Consider the following 24,990-nt stretch of genomic DNA (forward strand, 5'->3'; position numbering starts at 1 on the left):
TTCGTGTTTAGACGAAAGGAGAGTAGAGGGGCTTTGTCCCCTCTTTTTCTATATGAACGAAGAGATTTATATTTAAGATGCAAGGTGGATAGACTTTATAGTATAATGAATAGAGAGGAAAAAGCGATGAAAGTGATTGATCAAACCCTACTAGAAAAAGTCATTATTGAACGTTTTCGTACAAGTCATAAAGGAAATTACGGTCGTCTGTTGTTACTGGGTGGGACTTATCCTTATGGTGGTGCCATCATTATGGCTGCTTTGGCAGCTGTAAAAAGCGGAGCTGGTTTGGTGACCGTTGGAACGGACAGGGCAAATATTCCAGCTCTGCACAGCCATTTACCTGAGACTATGGCCTTTTCTCTTCAAGACCAGCAACTGTTAAAAGATCAGTTGGAGAAGGCAGAAGTGGTCTTAGTGGGACCTGGTTTACGAGACGATGCTTTTGGAGAAAATCTAGTCAAACAGGTCTTTGCTAATTTAAGCCAAAATCAAATTTTGATTGTAGACGGAGGGGCCTTAACCATCCTTGCTAGGACAAGTTTGTCGTTTCCATCTAACCAGCTTATCTTAACTCCCCACCAAAAAGAATGGGAAAAGCTGTCTGGTATTGCTATTGAAAAGCAAAAGGAAGATGCAACAGCTAGTGCCCTGACTTCCTTCCCTCAAGGAACAATTTTGGTGGAGAAAGGTCCAGCTACTCGTATTTGGCAAGTTAGCCAATCTGATTATTACCAGTTACAGGTTGGCGGTCCCTATCAGGCGACTGGGGGAATGGGAGATACTCTGGCTGGAATGATTGCGGGATTTGCAGGCCAGTTTAAACAAGCCAGTCTCTACGAGCGTGTAGTCGTAGCGACTCACCTTCATTCAGCTATTGCTCAAGAACTAGCTCAAGAACATTATGTGGTCTTGCCGACGCAAATCAGCTCTTATCTGCCTAAAATAATGAAAAAATATCTCAAAAAGGCACCTGATCGTTCAGGCGCCTTTATATCTTTTAGAAAAATCCTTTAATCTTTCCAACGAGGCCATCTAGACCTTCAGAGCCAGAAATCAACTGCTGAGCTTGAGAGAAGTATTCTCCAAGCTGTTCTTGATTTTCTGCAACAAATGTTTTTGCAGCTTCGAAATCTTTTGTTTCGATTAGCTCTTTTACTTGGTTAAACAAATCTAATGGGTTCATCTTATTTCTCCTTTTCTGTATAATACTATTCAAACATTTTATAAAAATTTTTTCAAGCAAAGAGATTTTTCTATCGAAGTTAAGGGGTGTCAAACAGGGCTTTTTTTGATATAATTTTTAATGATGAATTCGAGAAATGATCGGTATGTGGTTGTTGATTTAGAGGCCACTAGCACCGGAAGCAAGGCAAAAATTATTCAAGTGGGTATTGTGGTGATTGAAAATGGCGAAATCGTCGATCAGTATGGGACGGATGTCAATCCCCATGAGCCCTTGGATTCTCATATAAAAGAATTGACAGGTTTGACTGATCAACGGTTGGCAGTTGCTCCAGAGTTTTCACAGGTAGCTGGAAGGATTTTTGAACTGGTCAAGGATGGTGTTTTTGTCGCGCACAATGTACAGTTTGATGCAAATCTTCTGGCAGAGTACCTATTCTTTGAAGGTTATGAATTGAGAACTCCACGAGTGGATACCGTTGAGTTAGCACAGATTTTGTATCCTCAGTTTGAAAAGTACAATCTCGGCATTCTCTGTCAAGAGTTAGGGATTAAGTTAGACCACGCCCACACCGCTCTCTCTGATGCACAGGCAACAGCAGAGCTTTTGCTTTTTATGCGTCAAAAACTTTTTCAGTTACCAAAAGGACTTTTAGAAACCTTGTTAAATCTTGCGGATAACCTCCTTTATGAAACTTATTTAGTGATTGAAGAAGTATATCAGCGCCAGTCTCCCCTTTCTTCTCATGATTTGATGGAACTCCATGGACTCTTTCTTAGAAAGCAAAGTCAGTATTTAAAGCCACGTAAGCTATCTAAGGATTTTACTAAAAACATTACCTTATTAGACTTGGATGAACGTCCTCAGCAAGTTGAATTTGCAGAAAGAGTTGAACAGCTATTAAAGGAACAGAAAATTGCGTTTATTCAAGCTCAAACGGGACTTGGAAAGACTTATGGTTACCTACTGCCAGCTTTGAGCATGGAAAGTGAAGGGGGCATCCTTGTTAGCGTTCCTACCAAAATCCTTCAAAATCAAATCATGCAAGAAGAAGGAAGTCGATTAAAAGATACTTTTCATATTGATATTCATAGTCTTAAGGGACCTCAAAATTATTTGAAACTCGATAATTTTTATAAAGTACTTCATAGACCAGAGTCTAACCGCCTATTCACACGCTTTAAAATGCAAATCTTGATTTGGTTAACAGAGACAGAAACAGGTGACTTAGATGAAATCGGGCAGCTGTATCGTTATCAACATTTTCTAGCTGAACTTGTACATGATGGAAAACTTTCAAAAAAAAGTTTATTTATTTCTGAGGACTTCTGGCAACGTAGCCAAGATAGGGCTAAATCGAGTCGCCTTTTGTTAACCAATCACGCTTATCTGGTAACACGTTTAGAGGACGATCCAGAGTTTGTCAACAATCGCTTGGTAATCATAGATGAAGCTCAAAAAATGCTGATTGCCCTTGAAAACCTCGCCCAAGAGTCTTATCTCCTCGAGGCTTTAGTGACACAAGTTCAAAAGTCCTTGGAAACAGAAAAAGATCTTATTCAGAGACGGTTGCTTGAGAGTATCGGTTTTGAATGTCGCTATTTGATAGATCAGTTTTACTCAGGGCTTAAGAATGACAAGTGGTTGGATTCTCTTGAAAACTTACGCCAGCATTTTTCTGAGTTAAATCTTCCCGAGTATAGAGATATGACGCGCTTTTTTACATCAGACCGTGAATTTTGGCTGGCAACAGCTGAGAAGTCTAGTAAGGATGTCTTAATCTGCTCAAGTAAAAAAGGCCGCTTTCTACTAGCAGATTTATTGCCAGAAGATTGCAGAGTACTTGGCGTATCTGCCACTCTTGAAATCAGTAATAGAGTTTCTTTAGCGGATTTATTAGGATTTACGGAAGCTCCACTTATTACAGTTGAATCTTTACAACAGAAGCAACAAGAAATTTTATTAGTAAATGATTTTCCGTTAGTAACTGAATATTCTCCTTTAGACTATGCGGAAGAGGTTACATCAGTTATCCATTCCTTACAAGCCTTTCAAGAGCCGTTACTTGTTTTATTTACATCTAAAGAATTGCTACTAGCAGTGTCAGATTTACTAGACCATCCTCATTTAGCCCAATATAAAAATGGGGAGCCCAGTCAGTTGAAGAAACGTTTTGAAAAAGGAGAGCGACAAATCTTACTTGGAACAGGAAGTTTTTGGGAGGGGGTGGATTTTTCTACCCATCCTTGCGTTATTCAAGTAATTCCTCGTTTGCCTTTTCAAAATCCCCAAGAACCTTTGACACGAAAATTAAATCATGAGTTGCGTCAGGAAGGGAAGAATCCTTTCTATGATTATCAGTTGCCAATGGCCATTATTCGTCTCAAACAGGCTTTGGGTAGAACAATTAGAAAAGAGGCACAAGCTTCCATTGCTGTGATACTGGATAGTCGAGTTGTTCATAAACGATATGGTAAACAGATTAGACAAGCTCTAGCGAAGGAAAGAACTATCAGAGAGGTGAATAGAAAACAAATTACCTCTGCTGTTAGTGATTTCCTCCAAAACAACAAAAATGAAAAATCTAAGAAAGAGAAAAGGTGAGTATATGAAACGTTCTCTTGACTCTAGAGTCGATTATAGTTTGCTCCTGCCAGTATTCTTCCTGCTGGTTATCGGTGTGGTGGCTATTTATATAGCCGTTAGTCATGATTATCCAAACAATATTCTACCTATTTTAGGGCAGCAGGTCGCATGGATTGTCCTGGGGCTTGTGATTGGTTTTGTGGTCATGCTCTTTAATACAGAATTTCTCTGGAAGATGACCCCCTTTCTATATATTTTAGGCTTGGGACTTATGGTCTTACCTATTGTCTTTTATAATCCAAGTTTAGTTGCATCAACGGGTGCTAAAAACTGGGTATCGGTAAATGGTGTTACCTTGTTCCAGCCGTCAGAATTTATGAAGATATCCTATATCCTCATGCTGGCCCGTGTCATTGTCCAATTTACAAAGAAGCATAAGGAATGGAGACGCACAGTTCCGCTGGACTTTTTATTAATTTTTTGGATGATTCTCTTTACCATTCCAGTCCTAGTTCTTTTGGCACTTCAAAGTGACTTAGGGACGGCTTTGGTTTTTGTAGCCATTTTCTCAGGAATCGTTTTATTATCGGGGGTTTCTTGGAAAATTATTATCCCAGTATTTGTGACTGTTGTAACTGGAATTGCTGGTTTCTTAGCTATTTTTATCAGCAAGGACGGTCGGGCTTTTCTCCATCAACTGGGCATGCCTACCTATCAAATCAACCGTATTTTGGCTTGGCTCAATCCATTTGACTTTGCCCAAACAACCACTTACCAGCAGGCTCAAGGGCAGATTGCGATTGGTAGTGGAGGCTTGTTTGGACAAGGTTTTAATGCTTCTAATCTGCTTATTCCAGTTCGAGAGTCGGATATGATTTTCACGGTGATCGCAGAAGATTTTGGCTTTATTGGCTCTGTCCTTGTTATCTCCCTTTATCTCATGCTGATTTATCGTATGTTGAAGATTACTCTTAAATCAAATAATCAGTTCTACACCTATATTTCCACAGGTTTGATTATGATGTTACTCTTCCATATCTTTGAGAATATCGGTGCCGTGACAGGTTTGCTTCCTTTGACGGGTATTCCCTTGCCTTTCATTTCTCAAGGGGGGTCGGCTATTATCAGTAACTTGATTGGTGTGGGCTTACTTTTATCTATGAGTTACCAGACCAATCTAGCTGAAGAAAAGAGCGGAAAAGTTCCATTCAAACGGAAAAAGGTTGTATTAAAACAAATCAAATAAGGAGAAAATCATGGTAAAAGTAGCAGTTATGTTAGCTCAGGGCTTTGAAGAAATTGAAGCTTTGACAGTTGTGGATGTTTTGCGTCGGGCAAATATCACTTGTGATATGGTTGGGTTTGAAGAGCAAGTGACTGGTTCGCATGCAATCCAAGTAAGAGCAGATCGTGTCTTTGATGGTGATTTATCAGACTATGATATGCTTGTCCTTCCTGGCGGCATGCCTGGTTCTGCACATTTGCGGGACAATCAGGCCTTGGTTCAAGAGTTGCAAAGCTTTGAGCAAGAAGGAAAAAAACTAGCAGCCATTTGTGCTGCGCCAATTGCCCTCAATCAAGCAGGGCTATTGAAAAACAAGCAGTACACTTGTTATGACGGCGTTCAAGAGCAAATTCTTGATGGTCACTACGTCAAGGAAACAGTAGTGGTAGATGGTCAATTGACAACCAGTCGAGGCCCTTCAACAGCCCTTGCCTTTGCCTACGAGCTGGTAGAGCAATTAGGAGGAGATGCAGAGAGTCTACGAACAGGAATGCTCTATCGAGATGTCTTTGGTAAAAATCAGTAAAACGGATTCGTAATATCTATAGTTTGATAAATACTAAAATACTAATCACTCTCTATAGAGTTGTATTTTTTGAGAAGATGATTCGTCATCTTCTTTTTATATTTCGGTGTTTTTACTTGCGTAAAAAATTATTTTCTAGTATAATAGTTTATTGTGAGCGAACCTCACTTACCCCTTGCAAAGTCTTGGGGTCATTAGACCAAAAGGAGGAACATATCAATGGCTAAATACGAAATTCTTTATATTATTCGTCCAAACATTGAAGAAGAAGCTAAAAACGCTTTGGTAGCACGTTTTGACTCTATTTTGACTGACAATGGTGCAACTGTTGTTGAATCAAAATCTTGGGAAAAACGCCGTCTTGCATACGAAATCAAAGATTTCCGTGAAGGACTTTACCACATCGTTAACGTTGAAGCAAACGACGATGCAGCTCTTAAAGAGTTTGACCGTCTTTCAAAAATCAACGCTGACATTCTTCGTCACATGATCGTCAAAACTGACGCGTAAGAAGGTAAACTATGATTAACAATGTTGTACTTGTAGGGCGTATGACACGTGACGCTGAGTTGCGTTATACCCCATCAAATGTAGCAGTTGCGACTTTTACTCTTGCAGTAAACCGTACATTTAAAAGTCAAAATGGCGAACGTGAGACTGATTTTATCAATGTCGTTATGTGGCGCCAACAGGCTGAGAACCTTGCTAATTGGGCTAAAAAAGGCTCACTTATCGGGGTGACAGGTCGTATCCAGACTCGTAGTTACGATAACCAGCAAGGACAACGTGTCTACGTGACAGAGGTCGTGGCTGAGAATTTCCAAATGTTGGAAAGCCGTAGTGTGCGTGAGGGTCACACAGGTGGAGCTTATTCTGCCCCAACTGCAAACTATTCAGCACCTACAAATTCAGTACCAGACTTTTCACGTGATGAAAATCCATTTGGAGCAACAAATCCATTGGATATTTCAGATGATGATTTACCATTCTAATGGACAACTAAAATTATAAAGGAGAAAAAACATGGCTCAACAACGTCGTGGCGGATTCAAACGCCGTAAAAAAGTTGATTACATCGCAGCAAACAAAATTGAATATGTTGATTACAAAGATACTGAGCTTCTTAGCCGTTTCGTTTCAGAACGTGGGAAAATCCTTCCTCGTCGTGTAACAGGAACTTCAGCTAAAAACCAACGTAAAGTAACAACAGCTATCAAACGCGCTCGCGTAATGGCTTTGATGCCTTTCGTAAACGAAGATTAAAAAAGAGGTCCGGGTGGACCTCTTTTTCAGACCCAGTTGGGTCTTTTTTTCACGAGCTTTTGAAATGAGAGAGCGAGTTTGGGTCCAAGTGGATCTCTTTTTCACGATCATTGAAATGAGAATGCGAGTTGGGTCCGGGTGGACCTCTTTTTCATGGGTTTGAAAACAAGAAAGCGAATTAAGACCTGGGTGGGTCTTTTTTTCACGAGATAGTTTTTTTGACCTTGGCGTGTTATAATGGCAATAGAAAGAGTAAAGGTGGGTAAGTCAAAGATGAATTGTACGATTAGAAATATGATTAAGTCTGATATTGAATCCTTATCTCATGGATTTATGAATCAAGGTTGGCCTGCTAGAGAAGAAATCTTAGCAAGCTATTTTTGGGAGCAAGCAAGTGGCGACATAGAAATCTTAGTTGCAGAGATTGATGGTGCTGTAGCGGGCTACGTTACTATTTTGCCCTTAGCTAAACATGGTCCTTTTGCAGAAGTCTATCCAGAATTATTAGATTTTAATGTGTTTGAGCCTTTTCGAAATCAAGGGATTGGGAATCAACTGCTAGAAGAAGCAGAAAAACGAGTCAAGTTTGTTTCGAGTAAGATCACTCTTGGTGTAGGTTTGCACTTGGGGTATGGTCCTGCCCAGAGATTGTATATCAAACGAGGCTATATTCCAGATGGAACAGGTGTCTGGTATAGAAATAAACCGCTAGAAATGGGTGCAAGTTGTCAAAATGATGATGATTTAGTTTTATACTTATCCAAGGACTTACAATAAAACTGGAAACTTTTTGAAAATAGGGGATTTAGCTACTTTATGGTATAATGGAAAGAGTTAGATTGAAAGAGGTAGTGAGATGGATGCGAAATTAAGATACAAGGCAAAGAAGATAAAGATTATCTTTTTTGATATTGATGATACATTGCGGAATTCAAAGACAGGTTTTATTCCAGCTTCAATCCCAACTGTTTTTAAGCAATTACGTGAGAAAGGAATCTTGACAGGTATTGCTTCTGGACGAGGGATTTTTGGTGTTGTGCCAGAAATTCGTGAGCTCAAGCCTGACTTTTTTGTGACCTTAAATGGTGCCTATATTGAAGATAAAAAAGGTCAGGTCATTTATCAGCATCAGATTGAGAAGTCAGATGTTGAGGAGTATATCTTTTGGGCTAAGCAAGAAGGAATTGAGTATGGCTTGGTTGGGAGTCATGATGCCAAGTTGTCGACTCGCACCGATATGATTAGTGAGGCTATCAATCCAATTTACCCCGATTTAGATGTAGATCCTGATTTCCATGAGAAAGAAGACATCTATCAAATGTGGACCTTTGAAGATAAAGGAGATGACTTGCACTTACCTGACAGTCTCTCTGACAAACTTCGCATGGTTCGTTGGCATCAACATTCGTCTGATATTGTGCCGATTTCAGGCTCCAAAGCGACGGGGGTGGAAAAGGTTGTGGAACACCTTAACTTGAAACCAGAGAACGTCATGGTCTTTGGAGATGGACTTAACGACTTGGAACTCTTTGATTATGCTGGAATCAGCGTTGCAATGGGAATTTCTCATGATAACATCAAAGAAAAAGCAGATTATATTACAAAAACATTAGAAGAAGATGGCATTTTTGATGCCTTAGAAGGATTTGGTATGGTAGAAAAAGAATTGCATTTTCCACAAGTAGACATTGAAACAGTAGAAGGTCCTATCGCGACTATTAAGACCAATCACGGAGACTTGCGTATCAAGCTTTTCCCTGAACATGCTCCTAAAACAGTGGCTAATTTTGTAGCTCTTTCAAAAGATGGTTACTATGATGGTGTCATTTTCCACCGTATTATAAAGGATTTTATGATCCAAGGTGGAGACCCAACTGGTACTGGTATGGGTGGCGAGTCAATCTACGGCGAATCATTTGAGGATGAATTCTCAGAAGAACTTTACAATGTCCGTGGTGCCCTTTCCATGGCCAATGCTGGTCCAAATACCAACGGTAGCCAGTTCTTTATTGTGCAAAATCAACATTTGCCTTATTCTAAGAAAGAAATTGCTCGTGGTGGTTGGCCAGAACCGATTGCGGAAATCTATGCCAACCAAGGTGGAACTCCTCATCTAGACCGCCGTCACACTGTATTTGGTCAGCTAGCTGATGAAGCTTCTTACGCTGTTTTAGATGCCATTGCTGCTGTTGAGACAGGGGCTATGGACAAGCCAGTTGAAGATGTCGTGATTGAAACAATTGAAATCGAGGACTAAGATGAAAATCGGTGATAAGCTAAAGGGCCGTATTACAGGGATTCAGCCCTACGGTGCCTTTGTTGAGCTAGAAACGGGTGATACGGGGCTGATTCACATTTCAGAGATTCGGACAGGCTTTATTGAAAATATCCAAGAAGCCTTGAAAGTCGATGAAGAGGTTCTGGTTCAGGTGGTGGATTTAGATGAATTTACAGGGAAAGCCAGTCTTTCGATCCGCACTTTGGAGGAAGAAAAGCACCAGTTTCCGAGACGGAGACGCTTTTCAAGCGACCGTTTTAACTATGGCTTTGCGCCTCTCAAACGAATGATGCCAATTTGGACCAAGGAAGCCCTTCAACATTTGAAGAATCAGAAGCACTAGTTAGCAATTACTATCTTTTGTAATGTTAATATAAATTTGCTATAATAGGACCATGGAAGAAGAACAATTATTAAAATCAGGAGAGCGCATTAACCAGCTCTTTTCGACAGATATCAAAATCATTCAAAATAGAGAGGTCTTTAGCTATTCGGTGGATAGTGTTCTCTTGTCACGTTTTCCACGTTTTCCTAAAAAGGGCTTGATAGTGGATTTTTGCGCTGGAAATGGAGCAGTTGGGCTATTTGCTAGCACTCGGACTCAGGCACAGATTTTGGCTGTTGAGATTCAGGAGCGTTTGGCAGATATGGCTGAGCGCTCTGTCCGTTTGAATGGTTTGGAAGAGCAGATGGAGGTCATCTGTGATGATTTGAAAAATATGCCTGCTTACATTCAGGGAAGTAAGGTAGATATGATTTTGTGTAATCCGCCCTATTTCAAGGTGGATCCTCATTCCAATCTGAACGAGAGTGAACATTATCTCTTGGCGCGACATGAAATCACGACCAATTTGCAGGAAATCTGTCGTAGTGCCCAGAGTATTCTTAAATCGAATGGACGCTTGGCCATGGTTCATCGTCCTGATCGGCTTTTAGATATCTTGGACAGCTTACAACGGCATAATCTAGCCCCTAAGCGCCTGCAGTTTGTTTATCCAAAAAGAGAAAAGGAAGCCAATATGCTCTTGATTGAGGCTATCAAGGATGGCTCGACAAGTGGCTTTAAGGTTTTGCCACCTCTCATTGTCCACAATGATGATGGCTCTTATACGCCGGAACTCGAAGAGATTTATTATGGATCATAAGGCTTATATGTACGTGCTGGAGTGTCGTGATGGATCTTACTATACAGGCTATACGACTGATGTGAGAAGACGCCTCGCTGTCCACAATAGTGGGAAGGGAGCCAAATATACACGAGCACGATTGCCAGTCAAACTCATCTATGCTCAAGGTTTTGCCAGTAAGGAAGAAGCCATGTCGGCAGAAGCCCTTCTCAAGCGTAAGAAGAGGCCACAGAAGGAAAGATTTTTATCTGAAAATCAAGATAGAAATTTACTCAGTTATTTTGAAGAATCGTGAGGAGTCCTTTGACTCCTCTTACTTTTGTCAAAAAGCGAAAAAAATGCTACAATAAAGAGAATAAACAAAATGAGGTATTATCATGTCTAATATTCTAGTATTTGGTCACCAAAATCCAGACTCAGATGCCATCGGGTCATCTGTAGCCTTTGCCTACCTTGCAAAAGAAGCTTACGGTTTGGATACGGAAGCTGTTGCACTTGGAACTCCAAATGAAGAAACAGCCTTTGTCTTGAACTATTTTGGTGTAGAAGCACCGCGTGTTATCACTTCTGCCAAAGCAGAAGGAGCAGAGCAAGTTATCCTGACTGACCACAATGAATTCCAACAATCTGTATCAGATATCGCTGAAGTAGAAGTTTATGGTGTTGTAGATCACCACCGTGTGGCTAACTTTGAAACTGCAAGCCCACTCTACATGCGTTTGGAGCCAGTTGGTTCAGCGTCTTCAATCGTTTACCGTATGTTCAAAGAACATGGTGTAGCTGTACCTAAAGAGATTGCTGGTTTGATGCTTTCAGGTTTGATTTCAGATACCCTTCTTTTGAAATCACCAACAACACACCCAACAGATACAGTCATTGCTCCTGAATTAGCTGAATTGGCTGGTGTCAACTTGGAAGAATATGGTTTGGCTATGTTGAAAGCTGGTACAAACTTGGCTAGCAAATCTGCTGAAGAATTGATTGACATCGATGCTAAGACTTTTGAATTGAACGGAAATAATGTCCGTGTTGCTCAAGTAAACACAGTGGACATCGCTGAAGTATTGGAACGTCAAGCAGAAATTGAAGCTGCAATGCAAGCTGCTAACGCAGCAAACGGTTACTCTGACTTTGTCTTGATGATTACAGATATCGTCAACTCAAACTCAGAAATCTTGGCTCTTGGTGCCAATATGGGCAAGGTCGAAGCGGCTTTCAACTTCAAACTTGAAAACAACCACGCTTTCCTTGCTGGTGCCGTTTCACGTAAGAAACAAGTGGTACCTCAATTGACTGAAAGCTTTAATGCTTAAGATTTTGAGTGTTAATTCAAATTAGGAAAGGCTAGTTTGAATTATATCGAAAGGAGTTTCGGCTCCTTTTTTTCTAGGAGGAAGCATGTTAGAAAATGGCAATTTGATACTCAATGAAAATCAAAGAGCAAACTAGGAAGCTAGCCGCAAGCTGTACTTGAGTACGGTAAGGCGACGCTGACGTGGTTTGAATTTGATTTTCGAAGAGTATGATTTTTGTGAGAGATGAGTCAGATATAGGACAGGCCATCCAGACTTCCACAGGCAACTATAACCATGTTGCCATTTATTTGGATGGGATGATTTACCACGCTAGTGGACAGGCTGGTGTTATCTGTCAAGAACCAGCAGACTTCTTTGAGTCCAATCACTTGTACGACCTCTATGTTTACCCAGAAATGGATATCCAGTCTGTGAAGGAAAGAGCTTGCAAACATCTTGGAGCTCCTTATAATGCTTCTTTCTATCCAGATGGACATGGTTTTTACTGTTCCCAGTACATGGCAGAAATTCTCCCCATTTTTGAAACTATTCCCATGAAATTTGGAGATGGGGAGCAGGAGATTAGTGATTTTTGGAGAGAGTATTACAGAGAATTGGGTCTGCCTGTTCCTTTGAACCGGCCGGGGACCAATCCTAGTCAGTTGGCAGCATCGCCTCTGTTAGAATGTAAAGAAAGGAATCTTCATGATTCAGATTTTTAATCCATCTCGTTTGACGAGACAGCCATTTTTTAGAGAATTGATCCGCTATCTGGACCAGCATGAGGATGTTATTTTGCGAGAAATTAAGGCTCAATTTCCAGATGTTGCAGTTGACAAACTCATGGAAGAGTATATAAAGGCAGGCTTGATTCTACGAGAAAATAAGCGTTATTACCTCAATCTTCCTATGCTGGAGTCACTCGATAGTCTCGAACTGGATCAAGAGATTTTTGTCAAAGAAGATAGTCCGGCCTATCAAGCCTTGTTGGAGCAGAGTTTTGAGACGGAATTGCGAAATCAAACCAATGCTGCTATTTTAGTTGAAAAGACGGACTTTGCGAGATCAAAAATGACCCTGTCTAATTATTTCTACAAGGTCAAACATCAGTATCCTTTGACAGAAAAACAGCAGGGACTCTATGACATTTTGGGAGATGTCAATCCTGAGTATGCTCTCAAGTATATGACGACTTTTTTGTTGAAATTTCTCAAAAAAGACCAGCTTATGCAGAAACGTCGTGACATCTTTGTAGACAGTTTAGTTGTCCTAGGTTATATTGTTCAAAATGAAGATGGAAAGTATGAGTTGGCTATCGATTTTGATAAGGACAGATTAACTTTCTACTTGGCCTAATTCCTTTTTTCTGAGCACATTGTTTGACTTTCCATAGTATTCGGTATAAACTATATGTAACCGGTAACATATATCGGAATAAAATTAAAGGAGACAATCCTATGTCACTTGAAAACAAATTGGAACAAGCAACAGGCGCTATCAAAGAAGGATTTGGTAAAGTTACTGGGGATGGTAAGACTGAAGCAGAAGGTGCTGTAGAAAAGACAGTTGCTAAGGCAAAAGAAGTAGTTGAAGACGCTAAAGGTGCTGTAGAAGGTGCCGTTGAAGGTTTGAAAAACGCTTTTAAATAAAAATAGAAAAAATCAAGGGTTTCGTTTCCCTTGATTTTTTTACTATCTTATAAATAATTTTCTGCGACGGCTGCATCTCCTGGATAGGCTTCTTTCTTGCCTTGGACGATTTGGTAGCAATCGGCTCCCTTACCGGCGATAATAACTGCATCTAATTCGTGATTTGTGATAGCCATAGCTGCCTTGATGGCTTCTTGGCGATCCGCAATTTTTTCAACAGGATGATTGATGTAGCTACTAATTTCATCTGCAATGGCCATTGGGTCCTCATAGTTAGGGTCATCAGCAGTCAAAAAGACTTGAATCTCAGGGTGTTGATTGAGGAGGAGGCCAAAGTCCTTACGACGGCTTTCTCCCTTATTCCCTGTCGAACCTAAGACCAGAGCAATCTTTCCTGTTTGATGAGTCTCTACAACATTGATTAGTTTTTTGAGACTGTCCCCATTGTGGGCATAGTCAATGAAAACCTTGGCACCATTTTTCTGAGTGAGAACTTCCATACGACCAGGAACACGGGTTGCTGCGATTCCTTTTTTGATGTCCTCAAGACTAGCACCGAGACGGAGGCAAGCAAGTCCAGCAGCGACTGCATTTTCTTGGTTGAAGTGACCAATGAGTTGAATATCATAGTCTCCAGCGAGTTTACCTGTAGCTGAGAAGCTAAAGGCTTTGGAATTCTCGATTTGGTTTTCAGACTGGCTACCATAGAAGTTATGGTCTTGATCTGCCACTTGTTCCTTTAAGACAGAAAAGTGGTCCATTTCACTGTTAATGATGACTGCTAGGCTATTTTTCATCAAGAGACGTTTGTGGTAGAAGTAGTCTTCGAAGCTAGGGTGTTCAATCGGTCCGATATGGTCTGGGCTGATATTGAGGAAAACTCCCACATCAAAGGTTAGACCATAGACACGTTTGACCAGATAAGCTTGACTAGATACCTCCATGATGAGGTGGGTGCGGTCATTTTGCACAGCTTGATTCATCATATCAAAGAGGTCAATACTCTCAGGGGTTGTTAATGCAGACTTAAAGAAAGTCTTGCCATCTAGAGTTGTGTTCATGGTCGAGAGCATAGCCGGTCGATGCCCTTGAGATAAGATATTATAAGCGAAATAGGCTGCTGTTGTCTTACCCTTGGTTCCAGTAAAGGCAAGGAGTTTAAGTTTTTCCTGTGGATTGCCATAAAACTCCATAGCTACCAAACTCATGGCTTTCTTGATATCACTGACGATAATGGCAGGAATACCAACTTCATAGTCTTCTTCAGCCACATACCAACCGAGGCCATGAGAGATGGCTGACATCAGAAATTCCTTCTTAAAGGCAGCACCCTTGACGAAAAAGAGGCTCTTCTCTTTGGCTTTACGGCTGTCATAGCAGATGGTGTCAAATATGACATGGCTGTAATTGTAGTGGTAGTGTCCTTGGTTGATAATCTCACGGAAGAGATCATCTTTCTTTAAAATATCTAATACGGTTTCAATCTTAATCATACTTTCTATTGTAAACTGAAAGTCGTAAATTTACAAGTGACAAGGAAAAGTTTATAATGGAAGATGAGGAATTTTTCCTAGTTATTAAAATCAAATGAGGAATCTATGTCTAACGAAAACAATCACCAGCAGGCCCAGATGTTACGGGGGACTGCTTGGCTAACGGCTAGTAACTTTATCAGTCGCCTACTCGGGGCTATTTATATTATCCCTTGGTATATCTGGATGGGGTCTTATGCGGCTACAGCAAATGGCCTCTTTACAATGGGCTACAATATCTATGCCTGGTTCTTGCTGGTTTCAACAGCGGGTATTCCGGTTGCGGTGGCTAAGCAAGTGGCTAAGTACAATACCATGCGAGAAGAAGAGCATAGCTTTGCCCTGATTCGGAGCTTTTTAGGCTTTATGACGGGACTTGGTCTGGTCTTTGCACTAGTCTTGTATCTCTTTGCTCCTTGGCTAGCAGACTTATCGGGTGTGGGCAAAGACTTGATCCCCATCATGCAGAGCTTGGCTTGGGCGGTCTTGATTTTCCCATCTATGAGTGTTATCCGAGGTTTCTTCCAAGGGATGAATAACCTGAAACCTTATGCTATGAGCCAAATTGCTGAGCAAGTCATTCGTGTTATCTGGATGCTCTTGGCTACCTTTATGATTATGAAAATGGGCTCAGGAGATTATCTAGCAGCGGTTACCCAATCAACCTTTGCTGCCTTTGTCGGCATGGTAGCTAGTTTTGCAGTTTTGATCTATTTCCTTGCCAAAGAAGGATTACTTAAAAGAGTCCTTGAAACAGGAGATAAGATTAATAGTGAGCGTCTTTTGATCGATACCATTAAGGAAGCCATTCCTTTTATCCTGACAGGGTCTGCTATCCAGCTTTTCCAGATTTTGGATCAGATGACCTTTATCAATAGTATGAGCTGGTTTACCAACTATAGTAATGAAGACTTGGTTGTCATGTTTTCTTATTTCTCAGCCAATCCTAATAAAATCACTATGATTTTGATTTCCTTAGGAGTTTCGATTGGTGGTGTAGGCTTGCCACTTTTGACCGAAAACTATGTGAAAGGTGATTTGAGGTCTGCCTCTAAATTGATTCAAGATAATCTAACTATGCTTCTATTGTTTCTTTTTCCTGCAACTGTGGGAGTGGTCATGGTCGGTGAACCTATTTATACCATATTTTACGGGAAGCCAGATGGTTTGGCATTAGGTTTGTTTATCTTTGCAGTCTTACAGTCAACCATTTTGGGTGTATATATGGTTTTGTCACCAATGCTTCAGGCTATGTTCCATAACCGTAAAGCAATCCGTTACTTTTTCTATGGTTCGGTTGCTAAGCTAGTCTTGCAATTACCAACAATTTATCTTTTTCACAGTTATGGTCCTTTGATTTCAACATCAATCGCTCTTATCATCCCTATTATATTCATTTATCGTGAACTATGTAGGGTAACAGGAATGAGAGGTAATGTGGTATTTAGGAGAACGATTTTAATCAGTTTGTTGACTTTTGTTATGTTCATCGGTGTAGGCGCTATTCAGTGGGTACTGGGATTTGTCTTCCAACCAAGTGGACGTTTGTGGAGTTTTCTATATGTAACTCTTATCGGTGCCATGGGTGGAGGAGTTTATGGAATTATGAGCCTCCGTACCCGTTTATTGGATAAGGTGATTGGAAAAGCCCAAGCAGATCGCTTACGAATCAAATTAAAGTTAACTTAAAAAATATTTATAAATAAAAGGGATAATTTGAACATTTCTATCATGAAATGCTTGAATTATTCTCTTTTTTATTAATTTGTAGAATAATAACTAAAGTTTGTAGATGGTAATTTAATTTTTCTTAAATTTTACTTAAAAATCTATTGACTAAATAAAACTCAAGTTGTATAATAAGACAAATATTTAAATCAGGAGGTTCTGGAGATGAAAAAGTCTAAAGCCAAGTATGCAGCACTTGCGGGTGTCGTGTTAAGTGCAGGTATTTTATTAAGCGCGTGTGGGAATTCTAGCACAGGGTCAAAAACATATAACTATGTTTATGTTAGTGATCCATCTAGTTTGAATTATCTAGCAGAAAACCGTGCAACGACCAATGATATCGTGGTCAATTTGGTAGATGGTCTCATGGAAAATGACCAGTATGGGAACTATATCCCATCCTTGGCTGAGGATTGGAGTGTATCTAAGGATGGTTTGACCTATACCTACAAACTGCGTAAAGACGCTAAATGGTATACTGCAGATGGAGATGAATATGCTCCTGTAACTGCCCAAGATTTTGTAACTGGTTTGAAATATGCAGCTGATAAAAAATCAGAAGCCTTGTACTTAGTGCAAGAATCCGTTGCTGGTTTAGATGACTATATCACTGGTAAAACAACAGACTTTTCAACTGTCGGAGTTAAGGCTCTTGATGACCAAACTGTTCAATATACCTTGACACGACCAGAATCTTATTGGAACTCAAAAACAACTTCAACCATTCTCTTCCCAGTCAATGCGGATTTCTTGAAATCAAAAGGGGATGATTTTGGAAAGGTAGACCCATCTAGCATTTTGTACAATGGACCTTTCTTGATGAAATCCTTTGTTTCAAAATCTGTCATTGAATTCAAGAAAAATCCTAACTACTGGGATGCTAAAAATGTCTTTGTAGATGATGTGAAATTGGCTTATTATGATGGTAGTGACCAAGATGCACTAGCTCGTAACTTTGTTGAGGGAGCTTATAGTTATGCTCGCCTTTATCCAAATAGTGCAAGCTTTGAAGGTATTAAAGAAAAGAATAAGGACAATATCATCTATAGCTTGCAAGATGCCACTTCTTATTTCTTAAACTTTAACCTAGATAGAAAATCTTATAAATTCACTTCCAAGGCAAGTGATGCTGAAAAGAAATCGACTCAGGAAGCGGTTCTTAATAAAAACTTCCGTCAAGCCATCAACTTTGCCTATGACCGGACAGCTTACGGGGCTCAATCTCAAGGAGAGGATGGTGCAACCAAGATTTTGCGTAACCTAGTCGTTCCACCAAACTTCGTAAGTATCAATGGCAAAGACTTTGGTGAAGTAGTTGCGTCTAAAATGGTTAACTACGGTAAGGAATGGCAAGGAATCAACTTTGCTGATGCCCAAGATCCATACTACAATGCTGAAAAAGCTAAAGCCAAATTTGCTGAAGCTAAGAAAGAACTCCAAGCTAAAGGAGTTCAATTCCCTATCCACTTGGACATGACAGTTGACCAAGCTGCTAAAAAGGGTGTCCAAGAGGCAAACTCTATGAAGCAATCTATTGAGGCGGCTTTAGGTGCAGAAAATGTTGTAATTGATATTCAACAACTCACTACGGAAGATTATGACAATTCAAGCTATTTGGCTCAGACAGCAGCTCAGAAGGATTATGATCTTTACAACGGTGGTTGGGGTCCTGATTACCAAGATCCTTCAACCTATCTTGATGTCTTTAACGTTAATTCTGGTGGTTTGATGCAAAATCTAGGTTTAGAGCCAGGTGAAGCCAATGACAAGGCTAAGGCTGTTGGACTAGATGTCTACACTCAAATGTTGGAAGAAGCTAACAAGGAACAAGATCTTGCGAAACGATATGAAAAATATGCTGAGATCCAAGCTTGGTTGGTAGATAGTGCTTTAGCAATTCCAAATGTTTCTAAAGGTGGAACACCAGTATTGAGAAAAACTGTTCCTTTCTCAGAACCATATTCATTAGCTGGTAATAAAGGTATCGAATCATATAAATACCTCAAAGTACAAGATAAAACAGTCACAAAAGATGAATATGAAAAAGCCAAAGAAAAATGGTTGAAAGAAAAAGAAGAATCTAATAAAAAAGCCCAAGAAGAATTGGCAAAACATGTCAAATAAGGATTTTTCAAGAAAAATGATGGTTTCGAAAGAAGCTGTCGTTTTTTAATAGAATGATAGCGAAGTTGGAAGAAAAGTGCTTACATTTTTTCTTAGTTAATTGAATTTATGATATAATGAATATAATAAAAAGTTATGAAAAACTACGTTCGAAAATCTACCCAATGTTGATTGAAGTATGCACACGCTAGGGTAATGTTATAGGAGGGATGTCGTCTACTGGAAAAGTAAGATAAAACGCAACAAATGATAAGTTCTTCTTTATGTGAAGAGTTCTTATTTGACTATTTACTAATCGTTATGGAGGTAACATCATGGGCGCTATTATGGAGTTTGCAACAGAAAAACAGATTGCATCATTTCTGTCAACTTGTCGCATTGAAGGGCAAAAGAATTTTCTGATGGCCTTCAAGAAAAAGACATGGCTGAAATCCTTTATTGATTTCTTCGTTATAGGAGGAGCTTACTATGTTCAGTCGAGTGTGAATCCTAAGATTCTGGCATTCACACCTAAGGGAATCTACTTGATGGACATCAGTGATATAACTGAAAATCGTTCTAATCAAGTCCTTGAGATGCCTTGGAATCAGGTTCAAGATTTTACTTATAAGCCAGTCTTGAATACAGTTAGGCTGAACTGGAACTATCAAAATGAAGCCTATATTTTTTCCGTGGATGTCGGTCAGGTTAGTCAGCATGTGGGCCAGTATCAATTTAACAAAGAGCATTATGACTATTTAGCCCAACAGGCTTTCTTTCGTTCACAGTAAATTCTAGCAATCATTTTCACAAAAGAATCTGGAAGCTTTTCTGGATTCTTTTTAGCTTTACTCGATAAGTATATAGTTTGAAACTATAACTAGCTCTTGAAAAGAAGAAAATGAGTTGATGAAAATAAGTGGTACAATAGTTACTATAGATTTGGAGGTATTGTATGAGCAAGGAATTACACATCAACACAATTTTGGCCCAGGCGGGTATCAAGTCAGACGAAGCGACAGGAGCTTTGGTGACACCGCTTCATTTTTCAACGACCTATCAGCATCCAGAGTTTGGTAAATCTACTGGATTTGACTATACGCGCACCAAAAACCCAACTCGCAGTAAGGCAGAAGAAGTCTTGGCGGCTATTGAGTCCGCAGACTATGCCCTAGCTACTAGCTCAGGGATGTCAGCGATTGTACTGGCCTTTAGTGTCTTCCCAGTAGGAAGTAAGGTCTTGGCTGTCCGTGACCTTTACGGTGGTTCTTTCCGCTGGTTCAACCAAGTGGAGCAGGAAGGCCGTTTCCATTTTACTTATGCCAATACAGAAGAAGAGCTGATTGCCGAGTTAGAAAAAGACGTGGATGTCCTCTATATCGAAACGCCAACCAATCCTTTGATGTTGGAATTTGATATCGAAAAACTAGCAAAACTGGCTCATGCTAAGGGTGCCAAAGTGGTGGTGGACAATACCTTCTACAGCCCTATTTACCAACGTCCGATTGAAGATGGAGCTGATATCGTTCTCCATTCAGCAACCAAGTATCTAGCAGGCCACAATGATGTCTTGGCTGGAGTGGTTGTGACCAATAGTTTAGAACTATACGAGAAACTCTTTTACAATCTCAATACGACAGGGGCAGTCTTGTCGCCATTTGATAGCTATCAATTGATTCGTGGTCTCAAGACCTTGTCTCTTCGTATGGAGCGCTCAACTGCCAATGCCCAAGAAGTGGTTGCCTTTTTGAAGGATTCTCCAGCAGTTAAAGAAGTTCTCTATACTGGTCGTGGAGGGATGATTTCCTTTAAAGTAGCGGATGAAACACGCATTCCTCATATTTTGAACAGTCTTAAGGTCTTCTCTTTTGCGGAAAGTTTAGGTGGGGTGGAAAGTCTTATCACTTATCCAACGACACAAACTCATGCTGATATTCCAGCAGAAGTGCGCCATTCTTATGGTTTGACAGATGACCTCTTGCGTTTGTCAATTGGGATCGAAGATGCTAGAGATTTGATTGCAGATTTGCGCCAAGCCTTGGAAGGATAAGACAAAGATGGGAAAATATGATTTTACAAGCCTGCCCAATCGTTTAGGGCACCATACCTATAAATGGAAAGAAGCAGAAACGGATAGTGAAGTCCTACCAGCTTGGATAGCAGACATGGACTTTGTGGTCTTGCCTGAAATCCGCCAAGCTGTGCAGACTTACGCAGACCAACTGGTTTATGGTTATACCTATGCCAGTGAAGAGTTAATTAAGGAAGTTCAAAAGTGGGAAGCCACACAACACGGCTACCACTTTGACAAAGAGGCCCTTGTCTTTATCGAGGGTGTGGTACCAGCCATCTCAACAGCTATTCAAGCCTTTACAAAAGAAGGCGAAGCCGTTTTGATTAACACACCGGTCTATCCACCTTTTGCTCGCAGTGTCAAGTTAAATAACCGCAGATTGATTACTAATTCTTTGGTGGAAAAGGATGGTCTGTTTGAGATTGACTTTGACAAACTTGAAAAGGATCTGGTAGAAGAGAATGTCAAACTCTATATCCTCTGCAACCCTCACAATCCTGGTGGACGTGTGTGGGAAAAGGAAGTGTTGGAGAAGATTGGACAACTCTGCCAAAAACATGGTGTTTTGTTGGTTTCGGATGAGATTCACCAAGATTTGGCCCTCTTTGGTCACAAGCATCATTCCTTCAATACCATCAACCCTGACTTTAAAGAATTTGCTATCGTCTTGAGCAGTGCCACTAAAACCTTTAACATTGCTGGGACAAAAAATTCCTATGCAGTCATTGAAAATCCTAAGTTGAGAGCGGCTTACCAGAAACGTCAGTTGGCTAATAATCAGCATGAAATTTCAGGCTTGGGTTATTTGGCGACAGAAGCTGCTTATCGCTATGGGAAGGATTGGTTAGAGGAACTCAAGCAAGTCTTTGAAGACCATATCAATTATGTGGTTGATCTATTTGGTAAAGAGACTAAAATCAAGGTCATGAAACCGCAAGGAACCTATTTGATTTGGCTTGATTTTTCAGCTTATGACCTGACTGATGAAACATTGCAAGAGCTTTTGAGGAATGAAGCCAAGGTTATCCTCAACCGTGGTTTGGATTTTGGGGAGGAAGGAAGTCTCCATGCCCGCCTCAATGTAGCCATGCCTAAATCTCTGTTGCAAGAAGTTTGTCAGCGTATCGTTACCACTTTTGCCAAACTTTAAAAATCCAGCCTTCTAGGAGAAAAGTCTTCCTAGAAGGCTATTTTCATAGGCGAAAATATGGTATAATAAAAAGATAAGGTAAAGGTGAAAATATGGCTAAATTGATTCCGGGGAAAGTCCGTATCGAAGGCGTTGCCCTTTATGAAACTGGTAAAGTTGACATTATCAAGGAAAAGAACAATCGGCTCTACGCTCGCGTTGCAGAAGAAGAACTGCGCTATAGTTTAGAGGATGATTTGGTTTTTTGTGCCTGCGATTTTTTCCAAAAGAGGGGCTACTGTGTGCATTTGGCAGCTCTGGAGCATTTTCTAAAAAATGATGAGCGTGGTCAGGAAATCTTGCAGAGTCTGGAAGAAGGTCATGAAGAAAAAGAGGCCGTTGAAACCAAGGTGACCTTGGGTGGCAAATTTTTGGACCGAATCTTATCTCCAAAATCAGACCGAGCCTATGAGTTATCGGCTGTGGGGCAGGTGGAAGCAGGAACCAATCATATCTTGTGGACCCTGAGAATCGGGCAAATCAATAGCCAAAAATACTATGTCGTTCGCGATATTCCACTTTTTTTAAGAGTTGTTGAGAAGAGAAAACCTTATATGATTGGCAAGATTTATGAGGAGTCTCTTTCTTGGGAATCCTTTGATGAGGCTAGCCAAGAACTTCTGACTTTCTTGCGAGGACTAGTGGAGGAAGGACTGGTTCCAGATCTCTTTTTCCAAAACCAGGGTCGGCACCTCTTTTTCCCTCTGACCTTTTTTGAGCAGGGTGTGAATTTATTGATGACCTTACCCCATTTTCAATTTGATCATCAAGTGGATAGCTACCAGACCCTACTTTTTCAGGATATGCATGCTGATGCCAATCTCTTTGCCTTTACAGTAACAGAATACTCGGATTATTTTGAAATGGAAATCAGTGATAGTCCGAGGGTAAATGTCTTTTATCAGGGAGCTGTACTTTTCCATAAAGGACAGGTTTATTTTCTAACAGACCAGCAGATGCGTCTTCTCAAGGAAATCAAAGCGCTGCCTTTGGATCAACATGGAAAGAAATTTCTGCAATTTGATAGCAGTGACCGAGATAAGTTGGCTTCCTGTCTGACTCTCTTTAGCCAGATGGGGAACGTCTCAGCTCCAGAACGTCTACAAATCAAAACTTTTTCTCCCTCTTTTTACTTTGACAGGGAAGAGGATAATCGGATTCGTCTGGAAATCCGGTTTGATTATGGGGATAGACAGGTATCTAGCCGACAAGAGCTAGAAGAATTACCCTTTTCGAGTGATGCTGACTTAGAAGAAAGAATTTTCCAAGTCTGTTTGGCAGCTGGATTTGAAGCGGACTTTCAATCTTGGCGTCAGGCCTTAAAAGCAGAGTCTGTCTATCATTTCTTCCATGATATCATCCCAGTCTTTGAAAAACTCGGGCATGTTAACCTATCAGACAAGTTAGAAGAACTATATAGTCTAGCGAGTCCTCAAGTGCAGATTGCTTCCAAGGGAGGTCTCTTGGAAATCCAGTTTGATTTTCAAGATATTGCCCAAGAGGAAATTGACCAAGCCATGCAGGCCTTGGTTGATAATCAAGATTTTTATATTGATTCGTCTAATCAAGTCTACTTTTTCGATGAAGAAACCAAGAAAATTCGTCAAAACTTACAGGAACTGGGGCAGTTTGAACTAAAAGATGGCTCCTTGCAGGCTCGAAAATCCTTGGCCTACAGTTTAGCCCATCTCTTTGAAGGGCGAGACCGTGTTTCTTTTTCACAAGAATTCCAAAATCTGGCCCAGGATTTGACGCATCCAGAGGCTTTCCCTCGACAAGCAACTCAGGTTCAGGCTGATTTGCGAGATTATCAGGAAAAGGGAATCGGCTGGCTGCAAATGCTCCATCATTATGGTTTTGGTGGGATTTTGGCTGATGATATGGGATTGGGGAAAACTCTCCAGACCATTGCTTTTTTGACCAGTCAAGTGACAAAAGAAAGTCGAGTCTTGATTCTCGCTCCGTCGGGTTTGATTTACAACTGGGCAGATGAATTTAAGAAATTTGCCCCACAGTTGGATGTGGCTGTTGTTCATGGTTTGAAAACTAGTCGTGAAGAGATTCTTGCTGAGAGCCATCAAATCTATGTGACGAGTTATGCTACTTTCCGTCAGGACAGTGAGCTTTATCAGGGGATGGCCTTTGACTTCCTTTTCTTAGATGAGGCTCAGGTCATGAAAAATGCTCAGACTAAGATCGCCCAGACCTTGAGACAATTTGTGGTACCGTCGGTCTTTGCCTTGTCAGGAACTCCTATTGAAAACCATCTGGGTGAGCTGTGGTCTATTTTCCAAATTGTCATGCCAGGACTTTTGCCAAGCAAGAAAGAATTTATGAAATTACCAGCTGAGCGCGTTGCTCAGTTTATCAAACCTTTCGTCATGCGACGCAAGAAAGAAGAAGTTCTAACTGAATTGCCCGACTTGATCGAAGTGGTTTATAAGAATGAACTGGAAGACCAGCAAAAGGCTATCTATCTAGCTCAGTTGCAACAGATGAGAGACCGTCTGGCTCAAGTGTCAGATCAGGAATTTCAGCGAAGTCGGGTGGAAATCTTATCTGGTCTGATGCGCTTGCGCCAAATCTGTGATACGCCTGCCCTCTTTATGGAAGATTATCAGGGAGCCAGTGGCAAATTGGATAGTCTCCGAGACTTGCTGGTACAGGTGGCAGATGGTGGACACCGTGTCTTGATTTTCTCGCAGTTCAAGGGAATGTTGGAGAAAATTGAACAAGAACTGCCAGACTTGGGCTTGACTTCTTTTAAAATCACGGGTTCAACCCCAGCCAAGGAAAGACAAGACATGACCAAGGCCTTTAATCAAGGGGAAAGAGATGCATTTCTGATTTCCCTCAAGGCTGGTGGGGTCGGTCTAAACCTGACAGGTGCTGATACAGTGATCTTGGTTGACCTTTGGTGGAATCCTGCGGTGGAAGCGCAAGCTATTGGCCGCGCCCATCGGATGGGTCAGGAAGAAACGGTTGAGGTCTATCGCTTGGTGACCAAGGGAACCATTGAAGAAAAAATCCAGGAACTCCAAGAACAAAAGAAACATCTGGTGTCACAAGTATTGGACGGCACAGAGTCACGTGGCAGTCTGACCCTAGCAGAAATTAGAGAAATTTTGGGAATTTCTGAAGCCAGCACTTGAAAAATCAAGACAATACG

24 protein-coding genes are annotated in these 24,990 nt (G+C 40.7%); 22 read left to right on the forward strand and 2 right to left on the reverse strand.

Annotation, left to right across the window (positions count from 1 at the left end):
• Positions 1-126: 126 nt before the first annotated feature.
• On the forward strand, positions 127-1,017 hold the full coding sequence (locus tag D7D54_RS00965; RefSeq protein ID WP_120719019.1) for an NAD(P)H-hydrate dehydratase: 891 nt from the start codon (positions 127-129) through the stop codon (positions 1,015-1,017).
• On the opposite strand, the gene D7D54_RS00970 is transcribed toward D7D54_RS00965, so the two are convergent.
• On the reverse strand, positions 1,001-1,186 hold the full coding sequence (locus tag D7D54_RS00970) for a hypothetical protein (RefSeq protein WP_001068558.1): 186 nt from the start codon (positions 1,184-1,186) through the stop codon (positions 1,001-1,003). The genes D7D54_RS00965 and D7D54_RS00970 overlap by 17 nt on opposite strands.
• A gap of 123 nt (positions 1,187-1,309) precedes the next feature.
• On the opposite strand from D7D54_RS00970, the gene D7D54_RS00975 reads away from it, so the two are divergent.
• From D7D54_RS00975 to D7D54_RS01050, 15 genes are all read left to right on the forward strand, one after another.
• Positions 1,310-3,790: a bifunctional DnaQ family exonuclease/ATP-dependent helicase gene (locus tag D7D54_RS00975; protein ID WP_167450220.1), complete on the forward strand. Its 2,481-nt coding sequence runs from the start codon at positions 1,310-1,312 to the stop codon at positions 3,788-3,790.
• Between the two features lie 4 nt (positions 3,791-3,794).
• Positions 3,795-5,018 carry an FtsW/RodA/SpoVE family cell cycle protein gene (locus D7D54_RS00980; RefSeq protein ID WP_020902238.1) on the forward strand — a complete coding sequence of 408 codons (1,224 nt, stop codon included), beginning with the start codon at positions 3,795-3,797 and terminating at the stop codon, positions 5,016-5,018.
• A 10-nt stretch (positions 5,019-5,028) separates the two neighbouring features.
• Positions 5,029-5,583 (forward strand): DJ-1 family glyoxalase III, encoded by a 555-nt coding sequence (locus tag D7D54_RS00985; RefSeq protein WP_020902237.1) that lies wholly within the window; start codon positions 5,029-5,031, stop codon positions 5,581-5,583.
• Between the two features lie 219 nt (positions 5,584-5,802).
• A complete protein-coding gene (gene rpsF / locus D7D54_RS00990; protein ID WP_001151778.1) occupies positions 5,803-6,093 on the forward strand; it encodes a 30S ribosomal protein S6 in 291 nt (96 codons plus the stop codon).
• Between the two features lie 11 nt (positions 6,094-6,104).
• The gene (ssbA, locus tag D7D54_RS00995; RefSeq protein WP_004269791.1) at positions 6,105-6,575 is read left to right on the forward strand and encodes a single-stranded DNA-binding protein SsbA; all 471 of its coding nucleotides are present in this window, start codon (positions 6,105-6,107) and stop codon (positions 6,573-6,575) included.
• Positions 6,576-6,606: 31 nt separating this feature from the next.
• Entirely contained in the window at positions 6,607-6,846 is a 240-nt protein-coding gene (gene rpsR / locus D7D54_RS01000; RefSeq protein WP_000068664.1) for a 30S ribosomal protein S18, read from the forward strand.
• Between the two features lie 273 nt (positions 6,847-7,119).
• On the forward strand, positions 7,120-7,623 hold the full coding sequence (locus tag D7D54_RS01005; protein ID WP_031237751.1) for a GNAT family N-acetyltransferase: 504 nt from the start codon (positions 7,120-7,122) through the stop codon (positions 7,621-7,623).
• 79 nt (positions 7,624-7,702) lie between these two features.
• The gene (locus D7D54_RS01010; RefSeq protein WP_020902235.1) at positions 7,703-9,103 is read left to right on the forward strand and encodes a bifunctional Cof-type HAD-IIB family hydrolase/peptidylprolyl isomerase; all 1,401 of its coding nucleotides are present in this window, start codon (positions 7,703-7,705) and stop codon (positions 9,101-9,103) included.
• A 1-nt stretch (position 9,104) separates the two neighbouring features.
• Positions 9,105-9,467, forward strand: a complete 363-nt coding sequence (locus D7D54_RS01015) for a S1 RNA-binding domain-containing protein (RefSeq protein WP_020902234.1) — start codon at positions 9,105-9,107, stop codon at positions 9,465-9,467.
• Between the two features lie 52 nt (positions 9,468-9,519).
• Entirely contained in the window at positions 9,520-10,269 is a 750-nt protein-coding gene (locus D7D54_RS01020) for a tRNA1(Val) (adenine(37)-N6)-methyltransferase (RefSeq protein WP_000390769.1), read from the forward strand.
• Positions 10,259-10,546: a GIY-YIG nuclease family protein gene (locus D7D54_RS01025; RefSeq protein ID WP_033689123.1), complete on the forward strand. Its 288-nt coding sequence runs from the start codon at positions 10,259-10,261 to the stop codon at positions 10,544-10,546. Before D7D54_RS01020 ends, D7D54_RS01025 begins: the two co-directional genes overlap by 11 nt.
• An 82-nt stretch (positions 10,547-10,628) precedes the next feature.
• Positions 10,629-11,564 carry a manganese-dependent inorganic pyrophosphatase gene (locus D7D54_RS01030; RefSeq protein WP_120718616.1) on the forward strand — a complete coding sequence of 312 codons (936 nt, stop codon included), beginning with the start codon at positions 10,629-10,631 and terminating at the stop codon, positions 11,562-11,564.
• Positions 11,565-11,773: 209 nt separating this feature from the next.
• Positions 11,774-12,268, forward strand: a complete 495-nt coding sequence (locus D7D54_RS01040; RefSeq protein WP_120718617.1) for a YiiX/YebB-like N1pC/P60 family cysteine hydrolase — start codon at positions 11,774-11,776, stop codon at positions 12,266-12,268.
• Complete coding sequence (locus D7D54_RS01045) at positions 12,252-12,902, forward strand: DUF1803 domain-containing protein (protein WP_120718618.1); 651 nt, start codon at positions 12,252-12,254, stop codon at positions 12,900-12,902. The genes D7D54_RS01040 and D7D54_RS01045 overlap by 17 nt, the downstream gene beginning before the upstream one ends.
• Positions 12,903-13,003: 101 nt before the next feature.
• Complete coding sequence (locus D7D54_RS01050; protein ID WP_000051182.1) at positions 13,004-13,195, forward strand: CsbD family protein; 192 nt, start codon at positions 13,004-13,006, stop codon at positions 13,193-13,195.
• A gap of 47 nt (positions 13,196-13,242) precedes the next feature.
• Here D7D54_RS01050 and D7D54_RS01055 read toward each other — a convergent pair whose 3' ends face one another.
• Positions 13,243-14,688 carry a UDP-N-acetylmuramoyl-L-alanyl-D-glutamate--L-lysine ligase gene (locus D7D54_RS01055; RefSeq protein ID WP_120718619.1) on the reverse strand — a complete coding sequence of 482 codons (1,446 nt, stop codon included), beginning with the start codon at positions 14,686-14,688 and terminating at the stop codon, positions 13,243-13,245.
• Positions 14,689-14,793: 105 nt separating this feature from the next.
• Between D7D54_RS01055 and D7D54_RS01060 the strand changes: the two genes are divergently transcribed.
• The 6 genes from D7D54_RS01060 to D7D54_RS01085 all read left to right on the forward strand — a co-directional run bounded on the left by D7D54_RS01060 (position 14,794) and on the right by D7D54_RS01085 (position 24,973).
• Positions 14,794-16,416: a putative polysaccharide biosynthesis protein gene (locus tag D7D54_RS01060; RefSeq protein ID WP_120718620.1), complete on the forward strand. Its 1,623-nt coding sequence runs from the start codon at positions 14,794-14,796 to the stop codon at positions 16,414-16,416.
• 204 nt (positions 16,417-16,620) lie between these two features.
• Entirely contained in the window at positions 16,621-18,579 is a 1,959-nt protein-coding gene (locus tag D7D54_RS01065) for a peptide ABC transporter substrate-binding protein (protein WP_120718621.1), read from the forward strand.
• Positions 18,580-18,893: 314 nt separating this feature from the next.
• Positions 18,894-19,349, forward strand: coding sequence for a hypothetical protein (locus tag D7D54_RS01070; RefSeq protein ID WP_049547128.1), 456 nt, complete (start codon positions 18,894-18,896; stop codon positions 19,347-19,349).
• A gap of 164 nt (positions 19,350-19,513) precedes the next feature.
• Positions 19,514-20,608 carry a cystathionine gamma-synthase gene (locus D7D54_RS01075; protein ID WP_020902227.1) on the forward strand — a complete coding sequence of 365 codons (1,095 nt, stop codon included), beginning with the start codon at positions 19,514-19,516 and terminating at the stop codon, positions 20,606-20,608.
• A 7-nt stretch (positions 20,609-20,615) separates the two neighbouring features.
• A complete protein-coding gene (locus tag D7D54_RS01080) occupies positions 20,616-21,782 on the forward strand; it encodes a MalY/PatB family protein (RefSeq protein WP_020902226.1) in 1,167 nt (388 codons plus the stop codon).
• A 92-nt stretch (positions 21,783-21,874) separates the two neighbouring features.
• Complete coding sequence (locus D7D54_RS01085) at positions 21,875-24,973, forward strand: pilus expression-regulating Snf2 family helicase (RefSeq protein WP_020902225.1); 3,099 nt, start codon at positions 21,875-21,877, stop codon at positions 24,971-24,973.
• The last annotated feature ends 17 nt before the right edge of the window (positions 24,974-24,990 follow it).

This window comes from Streptococcus chosunensis, from assembly GCF_003626515.1.
Taxonomy (GTDB): Bacteria; Bacillota; Bacilli; order Lactobacillales; family Streptococcaceae; genus Streptococcus; species Streptococcus chosunensis.